Origin of the sequence: Nocardia sp. NPDC049737, assembly GCF_040674755.1 — a bacterium.
Taxonomy (GTDB): Bacteria; Actinomycetota; Actinomycetes; order Mycobacteriales; family Mycobacteriaceae; genus Nocardia.
The window spans coordinates 48,463-71,231 of record NZ_JBFANH010000004.1 but is presented as its reverse complement, the minus strand read 5'-3'; the positions used below and the strand labels follow the sequence as shown (position 1 = coordinate 71,231).

Below are 22,769 nucleotides of genomic sequence, written 5' to 3'. Positions count from 1 at the left end.
GCCGGAAGCTGTTGCTATCCGGCGGTTTTCGCGTGGCACGGCACTCCTGCTGGCATGCCGCCGAGTCCAGCTCGGCGGATTTGAGCTCTTCGGCGGTCGGCTCGGTCGGATTCGGCGGAGTGGTCGAGGTCGGCGCGCCGCCCTCCCGGCCCCCTGGTGCACCTATCGGATTGGGGACTGCCGCGCCGACATCGCATCCGATATGTTCGGCAGATGAGCATGGCGCAACGGGAACGTCGGGCACTGGTGGACACGATGTCCGCGGCGGGGCCGGACGCGCCCACGCTGTGCGGCGCCTGGACGGTGCGAGATCTGGCCGCGCACTTGGTAGTTCGGGAACGCCGCCCGGACGCGTCCCCCGGCATCATGCTGAAACCGTTCGCCGGATATCTGGAGTCGGTGCAGGCCAAGGCGGCGCGGCGACCCTTTACGGAACTGCTGGCGGATGTGCGCTCCGGCCCGCCGTGGTGGTCTCCGCTCAAACCGCTCGATGCCGTCGTCAATCTGACCGAAATGTTCGTCCATCACGAGGATGTGCGTCGCGGCGCACCCGGCTGGGAGCCGCGTGATCTGCCCGCCGCGGATGAGGACAAGCTGTGGTCGGGGCTGCGGCGCATGGGGCGGATGGCCTACCGCAAAGCACAGGTCACCGTCGAACTGGCCACCCCAGAGGGCAGGCGGGCCGTGGTGCATACGAAGTCCGGAACGGCGCAGGTGACGCTGACCGGCAAGCCCTCCGAACTGCTGCTGCACGCCTTCGGTCGAGATGAGGTCCGGATCGAAACCGAAGGTGATTCCGCCGATGTGCGCGCTGTCCTGGAGCTGGATCGGTCAGTGTAACCCTGTTCGTGGGTGCGGTTGCTCGGTCGACACGCCAAACAGGATGGCTGATTCGCGACGACTGATCTCGTGCGGACATGGGTAACTCGTCGGGCACGTCCAAAAGCCGCCTAGCACTTCACATGCGGTCCGGTACGAGAGTGCCGAGGTACTCACGACCGGCAAAAGGTTCGGGGAGGCGGGACAGTTACCTGTGTGGTTGATGGTCTGGATGGGGCGTTTGCGGCTAGCCTGGGTCCATGGCAGGTAAGTCCCGCAGCTCCACGACCACTCGTGCGCGGGCGGGATCGGCCCGGGGGAGGACCACGGCGGCGTCTCGTTCGGGCCAGGCTCGCACCACCGCTCAGCGCCGCTCGCCCGCACCGCGCGGCCGCACCACACCGGTGCGCCGCCCGGTCCGTCGCAAGTCGAATACCGCACCGCTCGCGGTGATCAGTCGTGGGATCAGCAGCGGCTGGAATATGCTCGCGCGCGGTCTCGGCGCCACCACCAGGGCCGTGAGTCGGGCGGGCGAAATCGAACACGGCCATCGCCGCGACGGCATCGCACTGGCCCTCATCGCCCTCAGCGCGGTGATCGCTGCCGCCGTATGGCTCTCGGCGGGTGGTCCGATCGGGCATTGGGTGGAGGAGGCGATTCGCGCGGTCTCCGGATCGGCTTCGGCCGGACTACCGTTCGTGGCAACCGGAATCGCGATTGTCCTGATGCGGACCGAGGCACGTCCGGAGATCCGGCCGCGGCTGGTACTCGGCGGATTGCTGATCGGCTTGCCGGCCCTGGGTCTGTGGCATGTCGCGGCCGGGTCGCCGACAGATGCACACGGGCGTTCGCGCGCAGCGGGTTTCGTCGGTTTCGTGGTCGGCGGGCCGCTCACCGACGGGCTCACCGGCTGGCTTTCGGTGCCGATTCTGTTGCTGGCCATCGTTTTCGGTGTGCTGCTGGTAACCGGAACCACCGTACGCGAGGTGCCGCAGCGGTTGCGCGAATACTTCGGCACCGGCAGCGGTGGTGACGAATACGGTGACTACGATGGCGAATCCGATTTCGATCCGACCAATTACGATGCCGACGGATTCCCACTGCATCGCAGTACCAAGTCGAAGCGACGTGGTCGCACCCCCGAGGAGAACTACCCGCCCGACGAATTCGGCGGTTCCGATGCGGTCACCGAGCTCATCGGCGAACCACCCCTACGCGATGCTAAACCGATTGCGACCGAGGCAGCACCCGAGGAGAAGCCCAAGCCGAAGAAACGCCCCCCGATCAAGGTCGAGGACCAGACCCCACCGCCGCCTAAGCAGCTGGAGTTCATTACCGACCGCGAGATCGAGGGTGATTACACCCTCCCGCCGCTGACGCTGCTGACCGACGGCGAACCGCCCAAGAAGCGCAGTGCCGCCAATGAATCGATGATCGAGGCGATCACCGAGGTGCTGGTGCAGTTCAAGATCGACGCGGCGGTTACCGGATTCGTGCGCGGCCCGACGGTCACCCGCTATGAGGTGGAACTCGGTCCGGGTGTGAAGGTCGAGAAGATCACCGCGCTGGCCCGCAATATCGCCTATGCCGTCGCCACCGAGAATGTTCGGCTGCTTGCCCCGATTCCGGGTAAGTCCGCCGTCGGTATCGAGGTGCCCAACGCCGATCGCGAATTGGTGCGCCTGGCCGATGTGCTCAAGGCGCCCTCGACTCGAAATGACCACCACCCGTTGGTGATCGGTCTCGGCAAGAATATCGAGGGCGATTTCGTCTCGGCGAATCTGGCGAAAATGCCGCATCTGCTGGTCGCGGGTTCGACCGGTTCCGGTAAGTCGAGCTTCGTGAACTCGATGCTGGTATCGCTGCTTGCGCGTTCGACTCCGGACGAGGTCCGGATGATCCTCATCGACCCGAAGATGGTGGAACTCACTCCATACGAGGGCATTCCGCACCTCATCACCCCCATCATCACCCAGCCGAAGAAGGCCGCGGCCGCGCTGGCTTGGCTGGTGGAGGAGATGGAGCAGCGCTACCAGGACATGCAGGCCAATAAGGTGCGCCACATCGACGACTTCAACAAGAAGGTCAAGTCGGGTGCGATCACCGCGCCGCTGGGCAGCGAACGGGTCTACCGGCCGTATCCGTACATTCTCGCCATTGTCGACGAGCTCGCCGATCTCATGATGACCGCGCCGCGCGATGTCGAGGACGCGATCGTGCGCATCACCCAGAAGGCTCGCGCCGCGGGCATTCACCTGGTGCTCGCGACGCAGCGTCCCTCCGTGGATGTGGTTACCGGCCTGATCAAGACCAATGTTCCGTCCCGATTGGCCTTCGCCACTTCGTCATTGACCGATTCGCGGGTCATTCTGGATCAGCCGGGCGCGGAGAAGCTGATCGGTATGGGTGACGGACTGTTCCTGCCGATGGGCGCGAACAAGCCGACCCGACTGCAGGGTGCGTTCATCTCCGATGAGGAGATCCACGCGGTCGTCGACTTCGCCAAGAACCAGGCCGAACCGGAATACCAGGAGGGCGTCACCGCTGCCAAAGCGGGTGAGAAGAAGGATGTCGACCCCGATATCGGCGACGATCTGGATGTCTTCCTGCAGGCCGTGGAACTGGTCGTCACTTCACAATTCGGCTCGACCTCCATGCTCCAGCGCAAGCTGCGCGTCGGCTTCGCCAAGGCCGGCCGCCTGATGGATCTGATGGAAACCCGCGGTGTCGTCGGTCCCAGCGAGGGATCGAAGGCGCGCGATGTGCTCATCAAGCCCGATGAACTCGACGGGCTGCTGTGGACGATCCGCGGCGGCGGCGACGCGGACCCGGACCACCCAGAGGAGTGAAAACGCTTCGGCGGCAAATATTCTCACCGCCGGTGGGTGGCTGTGGTGTCGGTACAGTGGTGCCGCGTGGTGATCTGCGGAATCAGAGTGTCGCACGATGGTGGGGTCGCGGTTATCGAGGACGACCGGCTGGTGTTCGGCATCGAGCTGGAGAAGCTGGATAACAGCAGGCGCCACCGCACGCTCGGCGATCTCGACCAGGTCGCCGATATATTGCGGTCGGAGGGATTGGCGCCCACCGATATCGACCGATTCGTGGTGGATGGTTCTGCGCCGGAGATGGATTCGACCGAGACCGCACGCATTGCGACATTGGTCGGCGGCCGTCCCGTCGAACTCGCGATCGCGCCGTATCAGGATCGGCCCGGATGCACCATACCGCTGGCACGGCACCGCTTTCGCGGTCACGGATTCGGTTCCGCCGCGGAAGAGTACGTCAGCTATCACCACGTGGACCAGCACATCATGGGTGGCTATTGCACGAGTCCGTTCGCGGCACGCGGGGAGGATGCGCTCGTCTTGGTCGGCGACGGTGGAGCTCGCGCGCGGCTCTACCATGTCGTGGCGGCGGCACGAAGGGTCCGTTCGGTCGCCACATGCCAGGAGCAGACGCAGCGGTTGTCGTTGAGTTCGCTTGTGCGCCAGGATCCTTCATTGCCATCGAGGCTCGTGGTGACCGGGGAAAGCGCCCTCGATATCAAGTGGAACTCGCAGCTGCGCGGGATTTTCGAGGAGGTCTGGATTCCGCCGTTTCCCGACGACTCGGGCGCGGCCATCGGTGCCGCGTGCTGCGAGATGTTTCGGAAGGGGCGAAGTACGGCACTGCGGTGGGGTGTGTACTCCGGTCCACGAGTCAGGGTATGCGGGGTGCCGGACAACTGGCGCAGACAGCCCTGTGACGAGCGGGGAGTGGCGGACCTACTGCACCGGAAAGGTGAGCCGGTAGTGGTGCTTTCGGGTCGCGCGGAGCTCGGACCGCGCGCCCTCGGCAACCGCAGCATTCTCGCTCCCGCAACGGATTCGGCAATGCGGGACCGGCTCAACGGCATCAAGCGCCGAGCCGCCGACCGGTCAGTGGCGGCAGTGTGCCTGGCGCAACGGGCTGCGGAGGTGTTCGGGCCCGGCGGCAACGATCCGTACCTGACCTTCGAACACCGCATCCGTCCGGAGTGGGCCGACCGCATTCGAGCCGTGCAGTTGGACGGTACCGCGCGGGTGCAGACGATCGATGCCGCGGCAAAGAGCCCGACCGCCCGGATCCTTTCGGCGTACGAGGCCATCAGCGGCGTACCGGTGTTGTGCAATACGAGCGCGAATTCCGAAGGGTGCGGATTCTTTCCGGATGTGGCCGCCGCGGCGCGCTGGGGTGGCACCCGCTATATCTGGTCCGAAGGGTATCTTTACACCGATCAGGCACGGGTACGGCAAACCACCCGCGAACGCGGGTCGGCTTCGCGAGAATGGGGCCATACGAGTGTGACTTGGTAGCTCATCGTGGAGTCGAACCACGCGGCAGGGCCTTATGAGAGCCCCGGGGCGAACCTGCATGAGCCTCGGTCGGTGTGCGCTGGAGTGCCAGGATTCGAACCTGAACCGGCGGAGTCAAAGTCCGTCATGCTGCGTTACACCACACTCCATCGTTCTGAGCGCGAGCGCCGAGAACTAAGCCTCGATCCGTGGACGTAATCAGTGGTGGGCCGTCCCCGGAATAGGGAAAGTGCCTTCCGAGCTGCGATGATTGGTGTTCTCACGCATCAATCGTTGCAAGATCGGAAAGACACTTTCAGTGCGATTGTTTCACACGTTCGCCGAGGGCTCGGCAGTGTTCGATGACCACAATCTCGTCTCGGTGGCTGGGCTGGTCCCGGTGATGACGTTGGCCGAGCAAACGGGCCTGACCAGCATGTTGGCTGACAAGGTCGCCATAGCTTCGCCGCGGATCACTTCCGGGTCGGCCAACCCGGCCCCGAAACTGGCCACGCTGATCGCCGGGATGTGCGCGGGTGCGGACAGCATCGATGACATTGACCTGCTGCGCAGCGGCGGGATGGGGCACCTGTTCGGTGGTGTGTATGCGCCCTCGACGGTGGGAACTCTGTTGCGCGAGTTCAGCTTTGGTCATGCCAAGCAGTTGGAGTCGGTGATGCGCGAGCACCTGTCCGCGCTGGCCGCCCGTACCGATCTGCTGCCCGGCGCGGAGACACGGTGTTTCGTCGATATCGATTCGCTGCTGCGCCCGGTCTATGGCAAGCAGAAGCAAGGCGCGTCCTACGGGCATACCAAGATCGCCGGGAAACAGGTTCTCCGCAAAGGGCTTTCACCCCTGGCGGCCACAATCAGCACCGACCTCGCCGCCCCGGTTGTTGCCGGGATGCGGTTACGCGCCGGGAAAACCGGCTCCGGCAAAGGAGCCGGGTCGATGGTCACAGAAGCGATCAGCGCCGCCCGCGCCGCCGGGGCCACCGGCACCATCGTGGTGCGCGGGGATTCGGCCTATGGCAACCGCAGGGTCGTGCGCGCAGCGCTGCGGGCCGGGGCACTGTTCTCGCTGGTGCTGACCAAGAACGCGGCCGTGAAGAAAGCGATCGCCTCGATTCCCGATGACGCGTGGACCCCGGTGCGCTATCCCGGTGCGGTCCGCGATCCCGACACAGGCGAGTGGATCTCCGACGCCGAGGTCGCCGAAACCTCTTACACCGCTTTCGTTTCCACCAAAGACCGCGTCACCGCCCGGCTGATCGTGCGGCGGGTGAAAGACGCCCGATACCCTGATGCGTTGTTCCCTGCCTGGCGTCACCACCCCTTCCTGACCAACTCGCAAGAGCCGGTTGCCGATGCCGACATCACCCACCGCAAACACGCCGTCATCGAGACCGTTTTCGCCGACCTCATCGACGGTCCCCTGGCCCATATGCCGTCCGGGAAATTCGGTGCCAACTCCGCCTGGGTGATCTGCGCTGGGATCGCCCATAACCTGCTGCGCGCTGCCGGAACCCTCGCCGGCGGCAACCACCGCCGCGCCCGCGCAGCTACCTTGCGCCGCAAAATCGTCAACATCCCCGCCCGACTGGCCCGCCCGCAACGTCGGCCGATCCTGCATCTGCCCACCCACTGGCCCTGGGTCGAGCCATGGCTCATGTTGTGGCACAACACGATCGGCTACACACCGCCACAACCCGTCACCACCTGACCACCCGGCCAGAACCGGCCCGAGCCGAGATCCACGTGGAAATGCTGGGCAGACCAGCGGCTACCTCATACCCGAAACCGGCTGGTCTGCGCGCCTCCGGCGCGCAGACCAGCCCGAAACCCGAGTCCATGGATCGAGGCTAAGCTGGAGTGCCAGGATTCGAACCTGAATCGACGGGTTCAGAGCCCATCATGCTGCCGTTTACACCACACTCCATCGGCGCGCTCGGAAGGATTCGAACCTTCATCCGCCTGCTTCGTAAAAAGGTGCTCCGTCCGTTGAGCTACGAGCGCTGATCCACGCAAACCGCGCGGACTGGTTCCCTCGGCGAGATTCGAACTCGCATCAACCGGATTCTAAGTCCGGTGCCTCTGCCAATTGGGCTACGAGGGAATGGTTTTGGTACCCGTGGGTGGGATCGAACCACCGACCTGCGCCGTGGGAGGACACCGCTGGCGACTGCTTGCGGGTCGCTCGAAAGGGTCGGCTCTCTCATTGAGCTACACGGGCTCGAAACCGGTATGCAGCAGGGTTATTCAAATCTCGCATTACGAAATACCTACTGCTGTGCATTCACTATGAAGTTATGAGCACGGATGGAGGGATTCGAACCCCAGCCCACGACTTTGGAGGTCGTTGCTCTTCCAGTTGAGCTACATCCGCTGGACAAGAAAAAGGACCGCTCCGTGGCGAGTATTCCGCCTGGAGCGGCCCCTGTTCAGGCCTTCTCGAATCGAGACCTCAGGGGCGGCTCCGGATACTCGCCTGTCGCGGCTGCGACATCAACGGCCAGGTCAGGCACAGCTGCGACATCGGCCGTCGGGTGCCGGAACGCAATTGCCAGGCACCGGCGAGGGAGCGTAGTCCCTGGTCCTGGGTGCTGGTCATTGCCTTTGCCTTTCGTGGTTCCGATAACCGATCGATTACTGGTTCTTTCGAGCGACCTGCAAGCAGTCGCCAGCGATGCGGATAACGCTAACACCGGAAGCCGCGATGAGGAACCCATTTATTCCCTACCGGCGAGTTGTCGGCGTGCCTGCAGCGTGTAAGTCAGCGGAAGGCGTTCGGATGCTCGCTGAGTCGCCACTCGCCATTCGCCTCGCGCGTCATCTGTCCGGGCAATGCCTCCCAGGGAACGCTGCGGTGCTCCACCAGTCCGGTGATCGTCATGCCGTGATCGAGAAGTGCGGTCACCACGTCGCCGAGTCCGTGGTTCCACTCGTGCGTCACGATCTGTGTGAATTCCGTATCGGTCTCGACATAAGTCGTTCCAGACGAAAACACGGAGGGCTCGGGCATTTCGAAGTAGGGATAGCCGACAGTCGGTCGGTCGGTGCGGGTTTCGTCCATGGCCCACAGCATCCTGAGGAACTCCGGATCGGCGACGAACCGTGACACAGCGTAGTCACGCGATGCGGCATGCGCCGGCGCGCGCTCGTCCCATTTCGCCTTGTTCAGGATGAGGTAGTCGTCGGTCATGCTCGTGAGGGTGACACGACGGTCGGCGGACCCGCATGTGAAATTATGGTTAGCAACTCCCCCGCTAGCTCGACAGATCGGACAAATCGGGCATGATTGCTGTCATGAGACGCCCAGCCGCCCCGGAGCCCGCATGCACGTAACCGCACTCGAGTGGACCCTGACGATCGCGATGATCCTGGGTCTGTTCGTCTTCGACTTCTTCGCCCACGTCCGCACACCACACGATCCGAGTTTCAAGGAATCCGGCATCTGGTCGACGATCTACATCGGCTTGGCCCTGGTATTCGGTGGTTTCGTCGCCTGGAAGTGGGACGCGACCTTCGCGGGCGAGTACTACGCGGGCTTCGTCACCGAGAAGGCCCTGTCGGTGGACAACCTGTTCATCTTCGTCATCATCATGTCGAGCTTCGCGGTGCCGCGGATCTACCAGCAGAAGGTCCTGCTGATCGGCATTGTGCTGGCGCTGGTCATGCGCGGGGTGTTCATTGCCGTCGGCGCGGCCGCGATCAGTGCGTTCAGTTGGGTGTTCTATCTGTTCGGTCTGTTCCTGGTTTATACGGCCGTGAAACTATTGCGCGAGAGCGGACACGAGGTAGAGCAGGAGGAGAAGCGCGACAGCCGGATCGTAGCGCTGGCCAAACGAGTGCTTCCGACCACCGATGAATACGACGGCGACAAACTGCTGACCCGGATCGGCGGTCGGCGCGCAGTCACCCCATTACTGTTGGCGCTATTGGCAATCGGCTTCGCGGATCTGCTGTTCGCGCTGGACTCCATCCCCGCCATCTACGGTCTGACCGAGCAGCCCTACATCGTGTTCACCGCGAACGCCTTCGCGCTCATGGGTTTACGGCAGCTGTACTTCCTCATCGGCGGCCTGCTGGATCGCCTGGTCTACCTGTCCTATGGCCTTTCGGCGATTCTCGCGTTCATCGGCGTCAAACTGGTGCTGCACGCATTGCACGAGAACACCCTGTCTTTCGTCAACGGTGGTCGGCACGTCGAGGTACCGGATATTTCCACGCCCGTCTCGCTGAGCGTGATCATCGGGATTCTGCTCATCGCGACCGTGGCGAGCCTGATCAAAACCCGTGGTGCGGCCCGGTCGGTCGAGAGCCGGATCGGCGATTAGAACACTCGGTTGTATTCGGGCGCGATCTCGAAGCCGCGGCCGGTCGCGTCATTGCGGCAGGTCACCCCGACGGGCTGGGCCCGGCAGGTGAAGCCGTACATGCTCAGGCTCGACCCGACCGGCAGCACCGGCCCGTCGGCATCCGCGCCGGATGTGGTTCCGACGAAGAAGCCCCGGTTCACACAGAGATATCCGGCGCTCTCGCCGACCGCGAGGGCGGCCGCGCTCGGGTCGCTGCCCCAGCAGGCTTGCATTGTCGGTGGGGTGGGTTGGGTCGTGCCCTGGCAACCAACCGGTCGTTTCGGCTGTCCGAACGGCTCATCGAGGAAGCCGCAGGCGATGCCGCCGTCCGCTGTTCGAAAGTAGTAGCCATCGGCGGCGCGGTATATCGACTCGTCGACCACACCTGGTCGTAGCAAGGGACGATCCCCGGCAGCCAAGTTTGCCGTTTTGTCGAAATCGGTGGCCGTCGAGCAGGTAGTGAGTGCGAGGCCTGCGACCGACATCGACGCGAAAATCGCGACGGATATGCGCATACGGGGGAGTCTGCGTCGGCGGGCTCGGATTCGCCCGCACCTGGCGCGGCGTGTCGCCGTAAGTTTGCTGACCGCCGAGGGTTGAGCGGGGACACGCGGCGGTCAGCCCGATCGGTCAGGAAGCGAATGTGCCCATCACGGGCAGCCACTCGACCGCGCGCACGTCGTCGATGAGGTTTTCGCGGGCGAACGGATCCTGTGGCAGCAGATCCTCGATGCTCGCCTCGTCCGCCACCTGGAACAGCAGCAGGGCGCCGGATCCGTCCGGGTAGGGACCGCTGGTCAGCAGCGAACCCGCATCGATCAGACCGTTGAGCCAGGCCCGATGTTCCGGGCGGAAGGTGTCGCGCGCCTCGACGGTGGCGTCGGAATAGGTGTAATGCACGGCGAAGATGGGCACGATCGATCCGTTCTGGTCAGAGGTTCAGCAGCATTCGAGTATTGCCGAGGGTGTTCGGTTTCACATAGCTGAGGTCGAGGAATTCGGCGACGCCGGGATCGAAGGTCCGGCACATCTCCGCGTACACCTCGGCGGTCACCGGTGTCCCGTCGATTTCCACGAACCCGTGCCTGCCGAAGAAGTCCACCTCGAAAGTGAGTACGAACAGCCGTCCCAGTTCGAGTTCCCTGGCCACTGTGACCAGCCGCTCCACGATGAGCCGCCCGACACCGTGCCCCTTGACATCGGGATGCACCGCGACCGTGCGCACCTCGCCGAGGTCGGCCCACAGCACATGCAGCGCACCGCAGCCGACCACCCGGCCGTCGAGTTCGGCCACCCAGAATTCCTGCACCGCCTCGTAGAGCGTGACCAGGTTCTTCTCCAGCAGAATCCGACCGGCGTATTCATCGACGAGGGCCTTGATCTGGGGCACATCGGAGGTTCGGGCGCGTCGCACGACAGGGACAGATTTGTTCGCGGCAGGTGCCGCGCCCGGATGCGCGTCGCTAGTCGAACCACCAAGTGGTCCCCGAGAGGTCATGGGGTGCACAGTAGTCGGCCCGGTTACCGATACTCTGAACGTGTGCCGCACATCCACCCGCTCCGCTCACCGCATCGCGTCGGCATGCGTCCGAGCCTCGTGGCGGTGGGTTTTGTGGCCTGCGCGCGGGAGCTGAGCGCCAGTGGGGCGGGGGCCGTGCGGGAGCGTAGCGAGCGAACCATGTCGCAGCCGTGCACGCACGCGCCGGAGCCGAGCGCCAGCGAGGCGGAGGCGTGAGCGTGCAGCCCGAAGAGATAGATCGACGCTGGGTCGAACCCGCGCCCCGTGCCGGATTCGCGCACGCCCAGGCGGATCCGGTCGTACCGCTGATGAATATCGCGAATGTGCTGACCATGCTGCGCATCGCGTTGGTTCCGCTGTTCGTGCTCGCGCTGTTCGTGGGCGGCGGCCACCAGACTGGCTGGCGGATCGCTGCCGCCGCTTTGTTCGGCATCGCCGCGATCACCGATCGCTTCGATGGGCAATTGGCACGCAAATATGGTCTGGTCACCGATTTCGGCAAACTCGCCGATCCGATCGCGGATAAGGCGCTGATCGGTTCGGCGGTGATCGGACTTTCCATGCTGGGCGATCTGGCCTGGTGGATCACCCTGGTCATCTGCGGTCGTGAGATCGGGATCACGCTGCTGCGGCTGGTGGTGGTGCGGCGCGGGGTGATTCCGGCCGGACGCGGCGGCAAGTTGAAGACGCTGGTGCAGTCCGTCGCGATCGCGGTTCTGCTGTTGCCGCTGCATGGCGGATTCGCCACCGCTGGTATGGCGCTGATGTATGTGGCTGTCGCGCTGACGGTCATTACCGGCCTCGACTATGTGGGGCAGGCGGCGCGGCTGTGGCTCGCGGGAGGTTCGGGCCGGGCGCGCGGCGCATGACCGATCCGCTGACAGCCGGAGCGCCGGTCGTCGAATTGGTGCGCGAGCTCGGTGCCGCCGGGCAGACCGTGGCAACCGCGGAATCGCTGACCGCGGGGCTGCTCGCGGCGACCATTGCAGGGGTGCCGGGTGCGAGTGCGGTGCTGCGCGGCGGGCTGATCGTCTATGCGACGGAACTTAAACACAGCCTCGCCGGTGTCAGTGACGAAGTGCTCGCGACCGAAGGTCCGGTGGCCGCGAGCACCGCCGAAGAGTTGGCCGTCGGTGCGCGGCTGCGCTGTGATGCGGACTGGGGTGTCGGATTGACCGGCGTCGCCGGACCTGAATCCCAGGGTGGGCATGCCGTCGGCACAGTCTTCCTGGGTGTGGCCGGGCCTGGGCATACCGAGGTCATGCGGTTGAAACTGGACGGGGGCCGGTGGGCGATCCGAATCGGCGCTACGCACAGCGCGGTGCGGGAGTTGCGTCGTATCGTGGGAGGCGGCCGTTAGCGACTGCTTGCAGGTCGCTCGAAAGGGTCAGCTAGCTGGGTGCTTCGGCATCTGGTTTGCCACTGTGGGAACCAACCGGTCCCTGCTCGACGTTGTGCCAGAAAGGACGGCGTGCGCAGCGCTGGTAGGCGCCCGCGGACCCGGTTACTGGGAGCTAAGGAGAACGACATGACGCTGCTGCGAGAGGCGATCGGGGACAGTCTGCGGCGTGCTCGTCTCGCCCAGAGCCGGACCCTGCGTGAGGTCTCCACCTCGGCGCGCGTGAGCCTGGGATATCTGTCGGAGGTCGAGCGGGGTCGCAAGGAGGCCTCCAGCGAACTACTCGCCGCCATCTGCGCGGCCCTGGATGTGCCGCTGTCGCGGGTGCTCTGGGATGTGAGCACGATCATGGCCGGTGCCGACGGCCTGCCTGCCGAGGCGCCCGCCCAGACCGTCGACGCCCCAGAGGCGGAGCGGACCGCAGCGGCCGAGCCCGCCGAGGCCGCGCCGGAGCCCGCGACCGCCACGATGTCGGTGGCTGAACCCCGGCCGCAGATCGCCGAGGAGACCCGGATCGTCATTCCGGCGCCCAAGGCGGACATGCTGGTCCTGGTGAAAAGCAACTGATCAATAGACGAGAGGTGGCGCCCGCGGCCGACGCTGCGAACCTGTGCCGAAAGCGGATAGATTCTGTACTAGGCGTCGGATGGGCCGGGTTCGCCCGGCCCGGGTGCCACATGGTGGAGGATAGGCACATATCGGGTGCGTGACGGTCGCGCACTAGAGTCGCGGTAAAGCGCGGCGCATCTTATGGAGGCGGGATCAATCGATGGCTAATCCGTTCGTCAAGGCCTGGAAATACCTGATGGCCCTCTTCGATTCGAAGATCGAAGAGCATGCGGATCCGAAGGTCCAGATTCAGCAGGCTATCGAGGAAGCTCAGCGTCAGCACCAGGCCCTCTCGCAGCAGGCCGCATCGGTCATCGGCAACCAGCGTCAGCTGGAGATGAAGCTGAACCGTCAGCTCGACGATGTCGAGAAGCTCAATGCCAATACGCGCCAGGCTGTCATGCTGGCTGATCAGGCCGCTGCGGCCGGCGATACCGAGAAGGCGATCCAGTACACCAACGCCGCCGAGGCATTCGCCGCGCAGTTGGTCACCGCCGAACAGGCTGTCGAGGACCTCAAGGTGCTGCACGACCAGTCGCTGCAGGCGGCCGCGCAGGCCAAGAAGGCGGTCGAGCAGAACGCGATGCTGTTGCAGCAGAAGGTCGCCGAGCGCACGAAGCTGCTCAGCCAGCTGGAGCAGGCCAAGATGCAGGAGCAGGTCTCGGCATCGCTGCAGCGGATGGATTCGACGCTGTCCGCGCCTGGTACCACGCCGAGTTTGGATGCCGTGCGCGAGAAGATCGAGCGCCGCTACGCGAATGCGCTGGGTGCCGCCGAACTGGCCGGCAATTCGGTGCAGGGCCGGATGCTCGAGGTGCAGCAGGCCAGCGTCCAGATGGCCGGACACAGCAAGCTGGAGCAGATCCGCGCCTCGATGCGTGGCGATGCGCTGCCCGCCGGCGGTGCCACCGCTATCAATCCGGGTGCGGCGCAGGCGAATCCGGCGCAGCCGCAGCCGCAGATGAACAAGGGTCAGACCGCGCAGCAGTAGGCGCGTAGTTCGAAATAAATACAGTTCGGCGAGGACTTGTTCGGTGGAAGACATGGCACGGGTACCTGGCGGGTCGGCCGTCGGTCATGCTCGGGCCCTGCCTGTCCGGCCACCGCGGGTCGCGCGGAACGCCTGCCCTGGAGGAGAACGATGAGCCCGCAGGGACCTCGCGAACAAGGTAAGGGCGGTCGTCGTCGCGGTGCTGCGCTGGTGCGCGCACAGGCGGTGCTCGCGCCACAGCCGGGGAGTCTGCCCGACAGTCTGCGCGAGGTGGGCGAACATGCGCTGGTGGCGGTGCGGCGCTGGGCGGATCCGCGCGAGCGGGAATTGCGTAAGCGCCGCCGGGCTCGCCGCCGCAGCTTCCAACTCGGCACGGTCGGAGGTCTCACTACTGCGGGAACCGTTGGGCTGATGGTGATTTCGGCACCGGTATGGGCGGTAGTGGTGGTCGGCGGCGGAGCGGTGGCGTTGGTCACCGGCACCGCGCTGAGCGCCCGCCGCTATCTCCAATTGCGCAGCGCCCCGCTGCCGCGGGCAGCCTTCGTACCGCGCAAGCAGCCACCGCCGTGGTCCTGCGCGCGCGGGCCGATTTCTCGCTTGGTCCGGGCAGAAAAGGCGCTACACGGCCTCGGCACGCAGATCGCCCGCTCGAACCGACTGCCCGAGGACGAACTCGCCGACATGATCGAAACCGCGGGTTCCGGCGCGGCCGCGCTACACGCGCTGGCCGCCGATATCTCCGCGATGGAACAGGCACTCGGAGCCATGGGGCACTCGAAATCTGTTGCCGCCGTTGGCCTCACCGAGAATATGCAATTCGCGCTCGGCCGCCTCGATAGTGGCGTCGCCGAATACGAACAGGTGGTCGCCGCTGCGGGGCGTATTCTCGCGGTTCCCGAAACTGCCTTGCTACGGCACAACTTCGACACCATCGTCGCCGACCTGCGCGATGCCGCCGATCGCCTCGACGGGTGGGCACAGGCCCTCACCGAGGTTGCGGATCAGCACATCCCGACTTCCCTTCCCCCGCAGGGGATCTAGCGAGCGAGCTCGGAGCGGGACGATACCGCCTCTGCCGTAGTCGCGGGGGCGGGGGATAGTGCTACTGCCGCAGTTGCTGGCCGAGGGACGGTGTACTGCCGTAGATGCTGGGCGGGGGCGAGAGTTGTCTCCTGCGACAGTTGCCGAGGTGAGGGCGAGTGATGGTACTTCCGCCGCAGCGCAGATGATCACTAACGACGGGGGCCGACTACATGGCCCGGCTGCGGCTGCACTTCGCCGCCGACTTGGCGATACTCGACGAATATCCGCAGCATCTGCGGGCGGTGCCCAGCATCGGATGCTCGCCACCCTGCTCGCCGCGCACCCTCTTCGTGGGCACTGCCGACCGGAGGCCAAACGCGGGTGAAAGTATGAGTAACCGCCGAAACCTCTGCTGACCACGGGTGATTGTAGTGCGAGGGTTTCTGCCGTCCCAGACCTGATCGACCAACATGCAACCGATGGTTGCGTGATTGCGGATGGTGGGCTAGCGTTCTGTGCAACCAAACGTTGCGAATGGAGAAAGCATATGGAGTTCGGCAGCATCGAACGCGAGATCCACGTCGACGCCTCGCCCGAGGTGGTCTTCGAGGTGGTCAGCAGTCCCGAACACATCTCGGAATGGTGGTCCGACGCGGCCGATTTCCAGGTGACTCCCGGCGCGTCCGGTGAGCTGGTCTTCGGCGACCGGGAACATGTCGCTCCGATCACCGTGGTGACCGTCGAGCGGCCGCGGCTGTTCTCGTTCCGCTGGTGCTATCCGGAGGGCTCGACCGACCTCGCCGACTCGCTGCTGGTCACCTTCGAGCTCACCCCGGCGGGCGCGGGCACCAGGATTCGGCTCACCGAGACCGGGTTTCGCGAGATGGGTTGGGAGGCTGCGAAGTTGGAGGAGACATATCAGGACCACGCCTCCGGTTGGGACAGGTTCATTCCGCAACTCGGCGAGTACATCGCGCGGCTGGTGTCGACCCCGTGACTACGCCCGTCGACGACGATCTGTGGTCCGCGGTCGGGGATCCGACCCGGCGGCGGATGCTCGACCTGCTTTTGGCGGCCGGTGATGGCACGGCCACCAGCCTCAGTGAGCAACTGCCGGTGACACGGCAGGCCATCGCGAAACATCTGGGCGTGCTCGACCGCGTCGGTCTGGTGCACGCCACGCCCGCGGGGCGGGAACGGAGGTATCGGGTGGACGAGGCGCAACTTGCCCGCGCGGTAGCGCAGTTGTCCACGGTCGGGGCGGCTTGGGACGCCAGGCTCCGGCGTATCAAGCGAATCGCCGAGGCGATTCAGCGCACAAAAGATCAGCAGAAGTGAACATCCAACACTGGAAAGAGGATTCGAAAATGGTGGATATCCTGCACCGCGTCGCGATCAAAGCGTCGACGGCCGAGGTCTATACGGCCCTGACCACCGTCGAGGGGCTCGCCGGTTGGTGGGCGACCAACACCAAGGGCAAAGGCAATGACATCGGCGGCGTGCTCCAATTCCGTTTCGACGCCGGCGGATTCGATATGGAGGTCCTCGAGCTCGACCCTGCCAAGCGCGTGCGCTGGGAGGCCGTAGAGGGCCCCGAAGAGTGGGTCGGCACCCACGTGGATTGGAACCTCGAGCAGGTTGACGACTACGCAGTCGTGCTTTTCAAGCACGAAGGCTGGAAGGAGCCGGTGGAATTCATGCACCACTGCAGCACCAAGTGGGCGGTCTTCCTGCTGAGCCTGAAGTCATTGGTGGAGACCGGAAAAGGCGCGCCCGATCCGCACGACGTCAAGATCGACAACTGGAACTGACGTAACAGGCGAATGGACGGGCGATCACCATGCGCTGGTGCAGTGGTCTCGCGGCGAATGCCGCCACAGCGCATGGTGATCATCTGACCAGCCCCGGGGCGGTCAGGAGTGGATGGTGTGTTCGGCGGTTGTCCAGGCGCGGGCTTGGTCGCTGATGGTGATGCCGAGGCCGGGGCGGGATGACAGGTGCATGCGGCCGTCGGCGATTTCCAGGCGTTCGTTGAAGAGGGAGTCGAACCATTCGAAGTGTTCGACCCAGGGCTCGCGGGGGTAGGCGGCGGCGAGGTGGATGTGGATTTCCATCGCGAAATGTGGTGCCAGTTGCAGGTTTTGGCTGTCGGCGAGGGCCATTACCTTCAGGAACTGGGTGATGCCGCCGACGCGCGGTGCGTCCGGTTGCACGATATCCGCGCCGCGGGCAGTGATGAGTTGGCTGTGTTCGGCGACGCTGGTGAGCATTTCGCCGGTGGCGATCGCGGTGTCGAAGGTGGCGCTGAGTTGGGCGTGGCCGTCGAAGTCGTAGGCGTCGAGGGGTTCTTCGATCCACACCAACCCGAAAGGTTCGAATGCTCGGCACATGCGGCGGGCGGTCGGGCGGTCCCACTGCTGGTTGGCGTCGACCATCAACGGCACCCGGTCGCCGAGCTTCTCGCGCACCGCGGTGAGGCGCGTGAGATCCACTGCGTGGTCGGGATGCCCGACCTTGATTTTGATGCCGCCGATACCGTGTTCCAACGATTCCGTGGCACGGTCGAGGACCTCTTCGATCGGTGCGTGCAGGAACCCGCCGGAGGTGTTGTAGCAGCGCACCGAATCACGGTGGGCGCCCAGCAGTTTCGCCAGCGGCAACCCGGCACGCTTGGCCTTCAGATCCCACAGCGCGACATCGAAGGCGGCGATCGCCTGCACCGACAGCCCGCTGCGACCGACCGACGCACCCGCCCACATGAGCTTGTCCCAGATCTTGGCGATATCGCTGGGGTCCTCACCGAGCAGCACGGGCGCGATCTCGCGGGCATGTGCGAACTGTCCCGGCCCGCCCGCACGTTTGGAGTAGCTGATGCCGATGCCTTCGAGTCCGGCTTCGGTGGTGATCTCGGCGAAGAGCACGGCGACTTCGGTCATGGGTTTCTGTCGACCGGTCAGCACCTTCGCATCGCTGATCCCGGTGGGCAGGGGCACGGTCACCGAGGAGATCTTGACGCTGGTGATCCGGTCGAGGATGGGTGAGTCCATAGTGGGGTCCTTCTGGGGTCAGGCGATCGTCTTCACGAGGGTGGTGAGCTCGGTGAGTTCGGCCTCGGTGAGGTCGGTGAGCGGCGGGCGAACCCGGCTGGAGGGTCTGCCGCCCGCGGTGAGACCGGCCTTGATGATCGATACCGCGTAGCCGGGTCGACGGTCGCGGATGTCGAGGTACGGGATGACGAAATCGCGCAGGTGCGTGTAGACGGTGGCGCGATCACGGGCGCGGACCGCCCGATAGAAATCGAGGGCGAACTCGGGGGCGAAATTGAAGATCGCCGAGGAATAGGTGGTCACACCCATTTCGGTGTAGGGGAGCGCGAAGGTTTCCGCGGTGGGCAGGCCGCCGATGTAGGTCAGTCGGTCGCCCATTCTGGCGTAGATCCGCGTCATCGACTCGATATTGCCGACGCCGTCTTTGAAACCGATGAGGTTCGGGCTGCGCTCGGCCATCCGGGCGACCGTCACGTCATCGCAGGCGGCATTGGCGCGGCTGTAGAAGATCACCCCGAGCGAGGTCGCCGCACACACTTGGGCCACATGTTCGACCAAGCCGTCCGGCGAGGCTTCCACAAGATAAGGAGGCATCAGTAGGATTCCATCCGCGCCAGCCGCCTCGGCCGCGCGTGCCTGTTCCACCGCCATCCTGGTGCCCGCTGTCGCGGGCGCGATCACCGGCACCCGTCCGGCGGTCTCGGCAACCGCGGCGCGCACCACGCGATCGATCTCCGCGCTGGTCAGCGCAAAGCCTTCGCCCGTGCCGCCCGCCGCGAACAGGCCCGCGACCTCGTATCGGGACAGCCAGCCGATGTGATCCCGATAGGCCCGCTCGTCGAAGTCGAGTTCGGCGTCGAAATGGGTGACCGGGAACGAGAGCAATCCGCGCCCTAGCGCGGGTCCCAATTCCTCGGCGGATAGCTGCGACACGGATATCCTCCTGGCAACGGAAACTTCTGATTTCTCTGGAGATTAGGTCCGGCGCACGATGCCGGTCCAACACTGTTTGGAAATCGACCGATACTCGAATGGCATCAGATCAGGCTGTGCGGTGTAAGACCAGCACCCTCTCGTTTGGGTATCGCTCAATACCGAATTGGTGTTCGACGGGTATCGCTTCGGCCCTTTAGCCTCCTTTCACACCCATTGCAGGGTGATCCGGCGCACACCGGCCGGTCACAGGAGGACAGTGATGTTGAAACGTGAGAGTATGCCCGCCGATGGCGGCGCCCGCGCCGTGGTGGCGCCCACCGAACAGCGGCCGGGTCGTCGCATTCCCACGCGCTATCTGGTGCTCGGGCTGTTGTTCATCATCACCGCCGTCAATTACGCCGATCGCAGCAGCCTATCGATCACCGGCAGCGCAGTACGGGCGGATCTCGGATTTTCCACCATCCAGCTCGGCTACATCTTCTCGGCATTCAGCTGGGCCTATGTCGTCGCGCAATTACCCGGCGGGATGCTGCTCGACAGATTCGGTGCACGACGGGTCTATGCGGCGAGCCTGGCATTGTGGACGCTGGTCACCGCGGCCACCAGCCTGGTCGGTCTGATCACCACCCCGGTGCTGGTCGCATTGTCGCTCGTATTCGGGTTGCGATTGCTGCTCGGCGTATTCGAATCCCCGGCATTTCCGGGCAATGCGCGGGTGTCGACCATGTGGTTCCCGACCGCCGAACGTGGCCGGGCGACAGCGGTTTTCAATTCGGCGCAGTATTTCGCGACCGTGATGTTCGCCCCAATAATGGCCTGGGTCACAAATCAATTCGGCTGGCGCTGGGTATTCGTATTGCTCGGCGTGCTCGGCTTCAGTTTGGCGGTGCTCTGGTGGCGCTGGCTGTATCCGCCGCGCGCGCACCGCCGCGTCACCCCGGCCGAACTCGATACGATCGTCGCCGGTGGCGCACTGGTCGACCTCGATACGACCAAGGGCGAGAACGCGACTCAGCGCAAGCGACTCGATCGGCGCATGCTCGTGCGCGTCTTCTCCACCCGGCCGCTGTGGGGCGTCTATGTCTTCCAGTACGCGGTCAACGCACTGACCTACTTCTTCATCACCTGGTTCCCGATCTATCTGAACAAAGGCCGCGGCCTGTCGCTGGTGCACGTCGGATTCGTCGCCGCACTGCCTGCATTGGCGGCCTTCATCGGCGGTCTGGTGGGCGGCATCGTGTCCGACGCCCTATTGCGTCGCGGACGATCGCTGACGGCGGCGCGCAAAATCCCGGCGGCCGCGGGCATGTTGCTCGCCACTCTTATCGCGCTGTCCAACTTCAGCGATAGCACCACGGTGATCGTGGCGATCCTGACCGTGGCATTCTTCGGCAAGGGCATCGGTTCCCTCGGCTGGGCGATCACCACCGATATCGCACCGACGCAGGCGGTCAGCTTCGTGAGCTCCACCATGAATGCCTTCGGCAATATCGCGGGCATTGTCACCCCGATCGTCATCGGCTATCTGGTTTCTTCGACCGGCTCGTTCAATACCGCGCTGTGGTTCGTATCGGCACACGGGTTGCTCGCCGTAGTCGCCCTCATCGGGATGGGCACCATCCGACGTATCGAATTCGACGCCTGAACCGAAATCGGAAGTGCCCCATGACCATCAGATATCGCAGCGCATTCGGTAGCGCCGGAATCCTGCTGGCGGCAGCCCTCGCCGGATGCGCCGCGGACCGTCCCGCCGCGGCCGATCCCACGACGATCGTCTACGTATCGAATGCCGACAGCGCCGAGATTTCGGTGCTCCGGCTCGACAATGCTACCGGTGCGATCACCTCGGTGGACACGGTTGCGGTGCCGGGCAAGGTAATGCCACTGACGACCAGCCGCGACCACCGCATTCTGTACGCATCACTGCGATCGGCACCGTATTCGGTGGCGGCATTCGGAATAGATTCGGCGACAGGGAAATTGCAGCCGACACCGATCGTCGCACTCCCGGACAATATGGCCTACCTCTCGACGGACCGGACCGGACGCTACCTGTTCGGCGCCTCCTATGCCGGGGACAAGATCTCCGTGAATGCGATAGATCCATCGGGCCGGATTTCGGCGGAGCCGCTCCAGGTGATCGCGACACCGCCGCATGCCCATTCGATCGTCGCTGATCCGTCCAACCGGTATGTGTTCGCGGCCGTACTCGGCGGTGATGTCATCCTGCAGTACCGCTTCGACGAGAGCATCGGACGACTGACACCGAACGAACCGGCATCGATCGCAACGAAACCGGGCGCGGGTCCACGGCACTTGCTCTTTCATCCGAACGGCCGCTACGTCTACGCCACCAACGAACTGGACGGAACGGTCAACACCTACCGCTTCGATCCCGACCACGGCACGCTCACCCTGCAGCACTCGGATTCGGTACTGCCGCCCGATTTCGCTGGCGGCGCACCCGCTACCTCGGATCTGCACATCACGCCCGACGGCCGCTATCTCTATGTCGCCGAGCGAACCTCCAGCACGATCAAGGGTTTTCGGGTGGCCGATGCCACCGGCGCATTGACGCCGATCGGATCAACGCCGACCGAGGCACAGCCCCGCGGGTTCGCTATTGATCCGCGCGGCCGCTATCTGATAGCCGCGGGCGAGAAGTCCAATGCGATCACCCGCTACACGATCGACCCGGCCACCGGCACGCTTACCCCGGGTACACATCTCGACCTCGGTCGTGATCCGAACTGGGTCGAGATTATCGATATGCCCTGAGTGGCAGCACCTCCACCGACATTCCGTCCCGCGAACGCGGAATGTGTTGGGACACACCATCCATCCGGGTCTCTGCACCGAATAACAGTTGATCGACGCCGCTGATGCTCGCCCTGGACGAGCATCAGCGGTGCGGATCTGGTCGGTGTGTTTCGGGAGGTGCGTCGCCATATGCTGTTGATATTCATCGTGCCCGTCCTTGCGGCGATCATCGCGGTGGCCATCTTCGTGATCGGAGATCGGCTGCGGCCGGATTCGTGGGTGTCGACCGAGGAGGAAGCGGCCGGGTCCCTCGTACTGGAATTGATCAACACGCTCTTTCTGGCGGTGGTCGCCTTCGTGGTGGTGATCTGTTGGCAGGAGTACGACAACGCGCACAATCACACCATTGCCGAGGCGAAGGCGCTGGTGGATACGTATTGGACCGCGCATTCCATGCCGGATCAGGAGCATCGCCGGATCCAAGGTCTGGTACGGGATTACACCGATCAGGTCCTCACCCGGGAATGGCCGGTCATGCAGGCGGACCGGCGGCTGAGTCAGCCCACGCAGGACACCTTCGACAGTCTGCGCGATGCCGTCGCCTCGATCAATTCGACGGATCCGGACGTCGCGGATCTGCGCACGAGTGCCATGGCCAGCCTCGACGCGGCTGCCGAGGCGCGCCAGGACCGGGCCATGGACGCGAGTTACCAGATGCCCGTATTCCTTTACGCGGCTTTGTGGTTCGGGACGGTCCTGCTGCTGTGTAACGCGGTGCTGTCGGGTGTGGAGGTCACCAAGCGCAGTCTGCTGATGACCGCGCTGCTCGGCATCGTCGTCGGCACGGCGGTGCTGGCGATCTACAACCTCGACCGGCCGTTCTCCGGCGGAAACAGTGTCCCGAAGGACGCCTTCGAATTCGCCATGTCCCGCTACGACCACATCACCTGACAGACCGCTCGAGACTTGCGGAGCTGCGACGGACGGGGTAT

General features: G+C 64.6%; 23 protein-coding genes and 6 tRNA genes. 16 read left to right on the top strand and 13 right to left on the bottom strand.

What is annotated here, in order from left to right; all coding sequences use genetic code 11:
• Window positions 1–213 precede the first annotated feature (213 nt).
• The 3 genes from AB0J47_RS07100 to AB0J47_RS07090 all read left to right on the top strand — a co-directional run bounded on the left by AB0J47_RS07100 (window position 214) and on the right by AB0J47_RS07090 (window position 5,156).
• Entirely contained in the window at window positions 214–840 is a 627-nt protein-coding gene (locus AB0J47_RS07100; protein ID WP_364341485.1) for a TIGR03085 family metal-binding protein, read from the top strand.
• A gap of 239 nt (window positions 841–1,079) precedes the next feature.
• Window positions 1,080–3,668: a DNA translocase FtsK gene (locus AB0J47_RS07095; protein ID WP_364341483.1), complete on the top strand. Its 2,589-nt coding sequence runs from the start codon at window positions 1,080–1,082 to the stop codon at window positions 3,666–3,668.
• Between the two features lie 36 nt (window positions 3,669–3,704).
• On the top strand, window positions 3,705–5,156 hold the full coding sequence (locus AB0J47_RS07090) for a carbamoyltransferase N-terminal domain-containing protein (RefSeq protein ID WP_364341481.1): 1,452 nt from the start codon (window positions 3,705–3,707) through the stop codon (window positions 5,154–5,156).
• Window positions 5,157–5,235: 79 nt separating this feature from the next.
• Here AB0J47_RS07090 and AB0J47_RS07085 read toward each other — a convergent pair.
• Window positions 5,236–5,305 (bottom strand) — tRNA-Gln (locus tag AB0J47_RS07085).
• A 149-nt stretch (window positions 5,306–5,454) separates the two neighbouring features.
• Between AB0J47_RS07085 and AB0J47_RS07080 the strand changes: the two genes are divergently transcribed.
• Complete coding sequence (locus AB0J47_RS07080; RefSeq protein ID WP_364341479.1) at window positions 5,455–6,858, top strand: IS1380 family transposase; 1,404 nt, start codon at window positions 5,455–5,457, stop codon at window positions 6,856–6,858.
• A 144-nt stretch (window positions 6,859–7,002) separates the two neighbouring features.
• On the opposite strand, the gene AB0J47_RS07075 is transcribed toward AB0J47_RS07080, so the two are convergent.
• The 7 genes from AB0J47_RS07075 to AB0J47_RS07045 all read right to left on the bottom strand — a co-directional run bounded on the left by AB0J47_RS07075 (window position 7,003) and on the right by AB0J47_RS07045 (window position 8,337).
• A tRNA-Gln gene (locus AB0J47_RS07075) sits at window positions 7,003–7,074 on the bottom strand.
• Between the two features lie 4 nt (window positions 7,075–7,078).
• Window positions 7,079–7,151: transfer RNA gene (locus AB0J47_RS07070), tRNA-Arg, on the bottom strand.
• Between the two features lie 23 nt (window positions 7,152–7,174).
• Window positions 7,175–7,251: transfer RNA gene (locus AB0J47_RS07065), tRNA-Leu, on the bottom strand.
• Between the two features lie 7 nt (window positions 7,252–7,258).
• Window positions 7,259–7,368, bottom strand: a tRNA-Gly gene (locus AB0J47_RS07060).
• 81 nt (window positions 7,369–7,449) lie between these two features.
• A tRNA-Trp gene (locus tag AB0J47_RS07055) sits at window positions 7,450–7,521 on the bottom strand.
• Between the two features lie 78 nt (window positions 7,522–7,599).
• Entirely contained in the window at window positions 7,600–7,746 is a 147-nt protein-coding gene (locus AB0J47_RS07050; protein WP_364341477.1) for a hypothetical protein, read from the bottom strand.
• Window positions 7,747–7,908: 162 nt separating this feature from the next.
• Window positions 7,909–8,337 carry a hypothetical protein gene (locus AB0J47_RS07045; protein WP_364341475.1) on the bottom strand — a complete coding sequence of 143 codons (429 nt, stop codon included), beginning with the start codon at window positions 8,335–8,337 and terminating at the stop codon, window positions 7,909–7,911.
• A 133-nt stretch (window positions 8,338–8,470) separates the two neighbouring features.
• Here AB0J47_RS07045 and AB0J47_RS07040 point away from each other — a divergent pair, with 133 nt between their 5' ends.
• Window positions 8,471–9,472 (top strand): TerC family protein, encoded by a 1,002-nt coding sequence (locus AB0J47_RS07040; protein WP_364341473.1) that lies wholly within the window; start codon window positions 8,471–8,473, stop codon window positions 9,470–9,472.
• Here AB0J47_RS07040 and AB0J47_RS07035 read toward each other — a convergent pair.
• The 3 genes from AB0J47_RS07035 to AB0J47_RS07025 form a co-directional block, all read right to left on the bottom strand.
• Window positions 9,469–10,008, bottom strand: coding sequence for a hypothetical protein (locus tag AB0J47_RS07035; protein WP_364341471.1), 540 nt, complete (start codon window positions 10,006–10,008; stop codon window positions 9,469–9,471). The genes AB0J47_RS07040 and AB0J47_RS07035 overlap by 4 nt on opposite strands.
• A 115-nt stretch (window positions 10,009–10,123) precedes the next feature.
• The gene (locus AB0J47_RS07030) at window positions 10,124–10,408 is read right to left on the bottom strand and encodes a YciI family protein (protein WP_364341469.1); all 285 of its coding nucleotides are present in this window, start codon (window positions 10,406–10,408) and stop codon (window positions 10,124–10,126) included.
• Window positions 10,409–10,424: 16 nt separating this feature from the next.
• On the bottom strand, window positions 10,425–10,991 hold the full coding sequence (locus AB0J47_RS07025) for an amino-acid N-acetyltransferase (protein WP_364341467.1): 567 nt from the start codon (window positions 10,989–10,991) through the stop codon (window positions 10,425–10,427).
• A 233-nt stretch (window positions 10,992–11,224) separates the two neighbouring features.
• On the opposite strand from AB0J47_RS07025, the gene pgsA reads away from it, so the two are divergent.
• The 8 genes from pgsA to AB0J47_RS06985 all read left to right on the top strand — a co-directional run bounded on the left by pgsA (window position 11,225) and on the right by AB0J47_RS06985 (window position 16,845).
• Window positions 11,225–11,881, top strand: a complete 657-nt coding sequence (gene pgsA / locus AB0J47_RS07020; protein WP_364341465.1) for a CDP-diacylglycerol--glycerol-3-phosphate 3-phosphatidyltransferase — start codon at window positions 11,225–11,227, stop codon at window positions 11,879–11,881.
• Entirely contained in the window at window positions 11,878–12,372 is a 495-nt protein-coding gene (locus AB0J47_RS07015) for a CinA family protein (RefSeq protein ID WP_364341462.1), read from the top strand. Before pgsA ends, AB0J47_RS07015 begins: the two co-directional genes overlap by 4 nt.
• A gap of 168 nt (window positions 12,373–12,540) precedes the next feature.
• Complete coding sequence (locus AB0J47_RS07010; protein ID WP_364341460.1) at window positions 12,541–12,978, top strand: helix-turn-helix transcriptional regulator; 438 nt, start codon at window positions 12,541–12,543, stop codon at window positions 12,976–12,978.
• Between the two features lie 202 nt (window positions 12,979–13,180).
• Window positions 13,181–14,011, top strand: a complete 831-nt coding sequence (pspA, locus tag AB0J47_RS07005; protein ID WP_364341458.1) for a phage shock protein PspA — start codon at window positions 13,181–13,183, stop codon at window positions 14,009–14,011.
• Window positions 14,012–14,161: 150 nt separating this feature from the next.
• Entirely contained in the window at window positions 14,162–15,052 is an 891-nt protein-coding gene (locus AB0J47_RS07000) for a hypothetical protein (RefSeq protein ID WP_364341456.1), read from the top strand.
• A gap of 529 nt (window positions 15,053–15,581) precedes the next feature.
• Window positions 15,582–16,031, top strand: coding sequence for an SRPBCC family protein (locus AB0J47_RS06995; protein WP_364341454.1), 450 nt, complete (start codon window positions 15,582–15,584; stop codon window positions 16,029–16,031).
• Window positions 16,028–16,372, top strand: coding sequence for a metalloregulator ArsR/SmtB family transcription factor (locus AB0J47_RS06990; RefSeq protein ID WP_364341452.1), 345 nt, complete (start codon window positions 16,028–16,030; stop codon window positions 16,370–16,372). The genes AB0J47_RS06995 and AB0J47_RS06990 overlap by 4 nt, the downstream gene beginning before the upstream one ends.
• 29 nt (window positions 16,373–16,401) lie before the next feature.
• Window positions 16,402–16,845 carry an SRPBCC domain-containing protein gene (locus AB0J47_RS06985; RefSeq protein WP_364341450.1) on the top strand — a complete coding sequence of 148 codons (444 nt, stop codon included), beginning with the start codon at window positions 16,402–16,404 and terminating at the stop codon, window positions 16,843–16,845.
• 102 nt (window positions 16,846–16,947) lie between these two features.
• Here the strand turns inward: AB0J47_RS06985 and AB0J47_RS06980 are convergent, their stop codons facing one another.
• Together AB0J47_RS06980 and kdgD are read right to left on the bottom strand one after the other, a co-directional pair.
• Complete coding sequence (locus AB0J47_RS06980) at window positions 16,948–18,081, bottom strand: mandelate racemase/muconate lactonizing enzyme family protein (protein ID WP_364341448.1); 1,134 nt, start codon at window positions 18,079–18,081, stop codon at window positions 16,948–16,950.
• 18 nt (window positions 18,082–18,099) lie between these two features.
• Window positions 18,100–19,014, bottom strand: a complete 915-nt coding sequence (gene kdgD / locus AB0J47_RS06975) for a 5-dehydro-4-deoxyglucarate dehydratase (RefSeq protein ID WP_364341446.1) — start codon at window positions 19,012–19,014, stop codon at window positions 18,100–18,102.
• Window positions 19,015–19,276: 262 nt separating this feature from the next.
• Here kdgD and AB0J47_RS06970 point away from each other — a divergent pair, with 262 nt between their 5' ends.
• From AB0J47_RS06970 to AB0J47_RS06960, 3 genes are all read left to right on the top strand, one after another.
• Window positions 19,277–20,662: an MFS transporter gene (locus AB0J47_RS06970; protein WP_364341444.1), complete on the top strand. Its 1,386-nt coding sequence runs from the start codon at window positions 19,277–19,279 to the stop codon at window positions 20,660–20,662.
• Window positions 20,663–20,682: 20 nt separating this feature from the next.
• Entirely contained in the window at window positions 20,683–21,795 is a 1,113-nt protein-coding gene (locus AB0J47_RS06965) for a beta-propeller fold lactonase family protein (RefSeq protein ID WP_364341442.1), read from the top strand.
• A 171-nt stretch (window positions 21,796–21,966) separates the two neighbouring features.
• Complete coding sequence (locus tag AB0J47_RS06960) at window positions 21,967–22,728, top strand: DUF4239 domain-containing protein (RefSeq protein ID WP_364341440.1); 762 nt, start codon at window positions 21,967–21,969, stop codon at window positions 22,726–22,728.
• Window positions 22,729–22,769 lie beyond the last annotated feature (41 nt).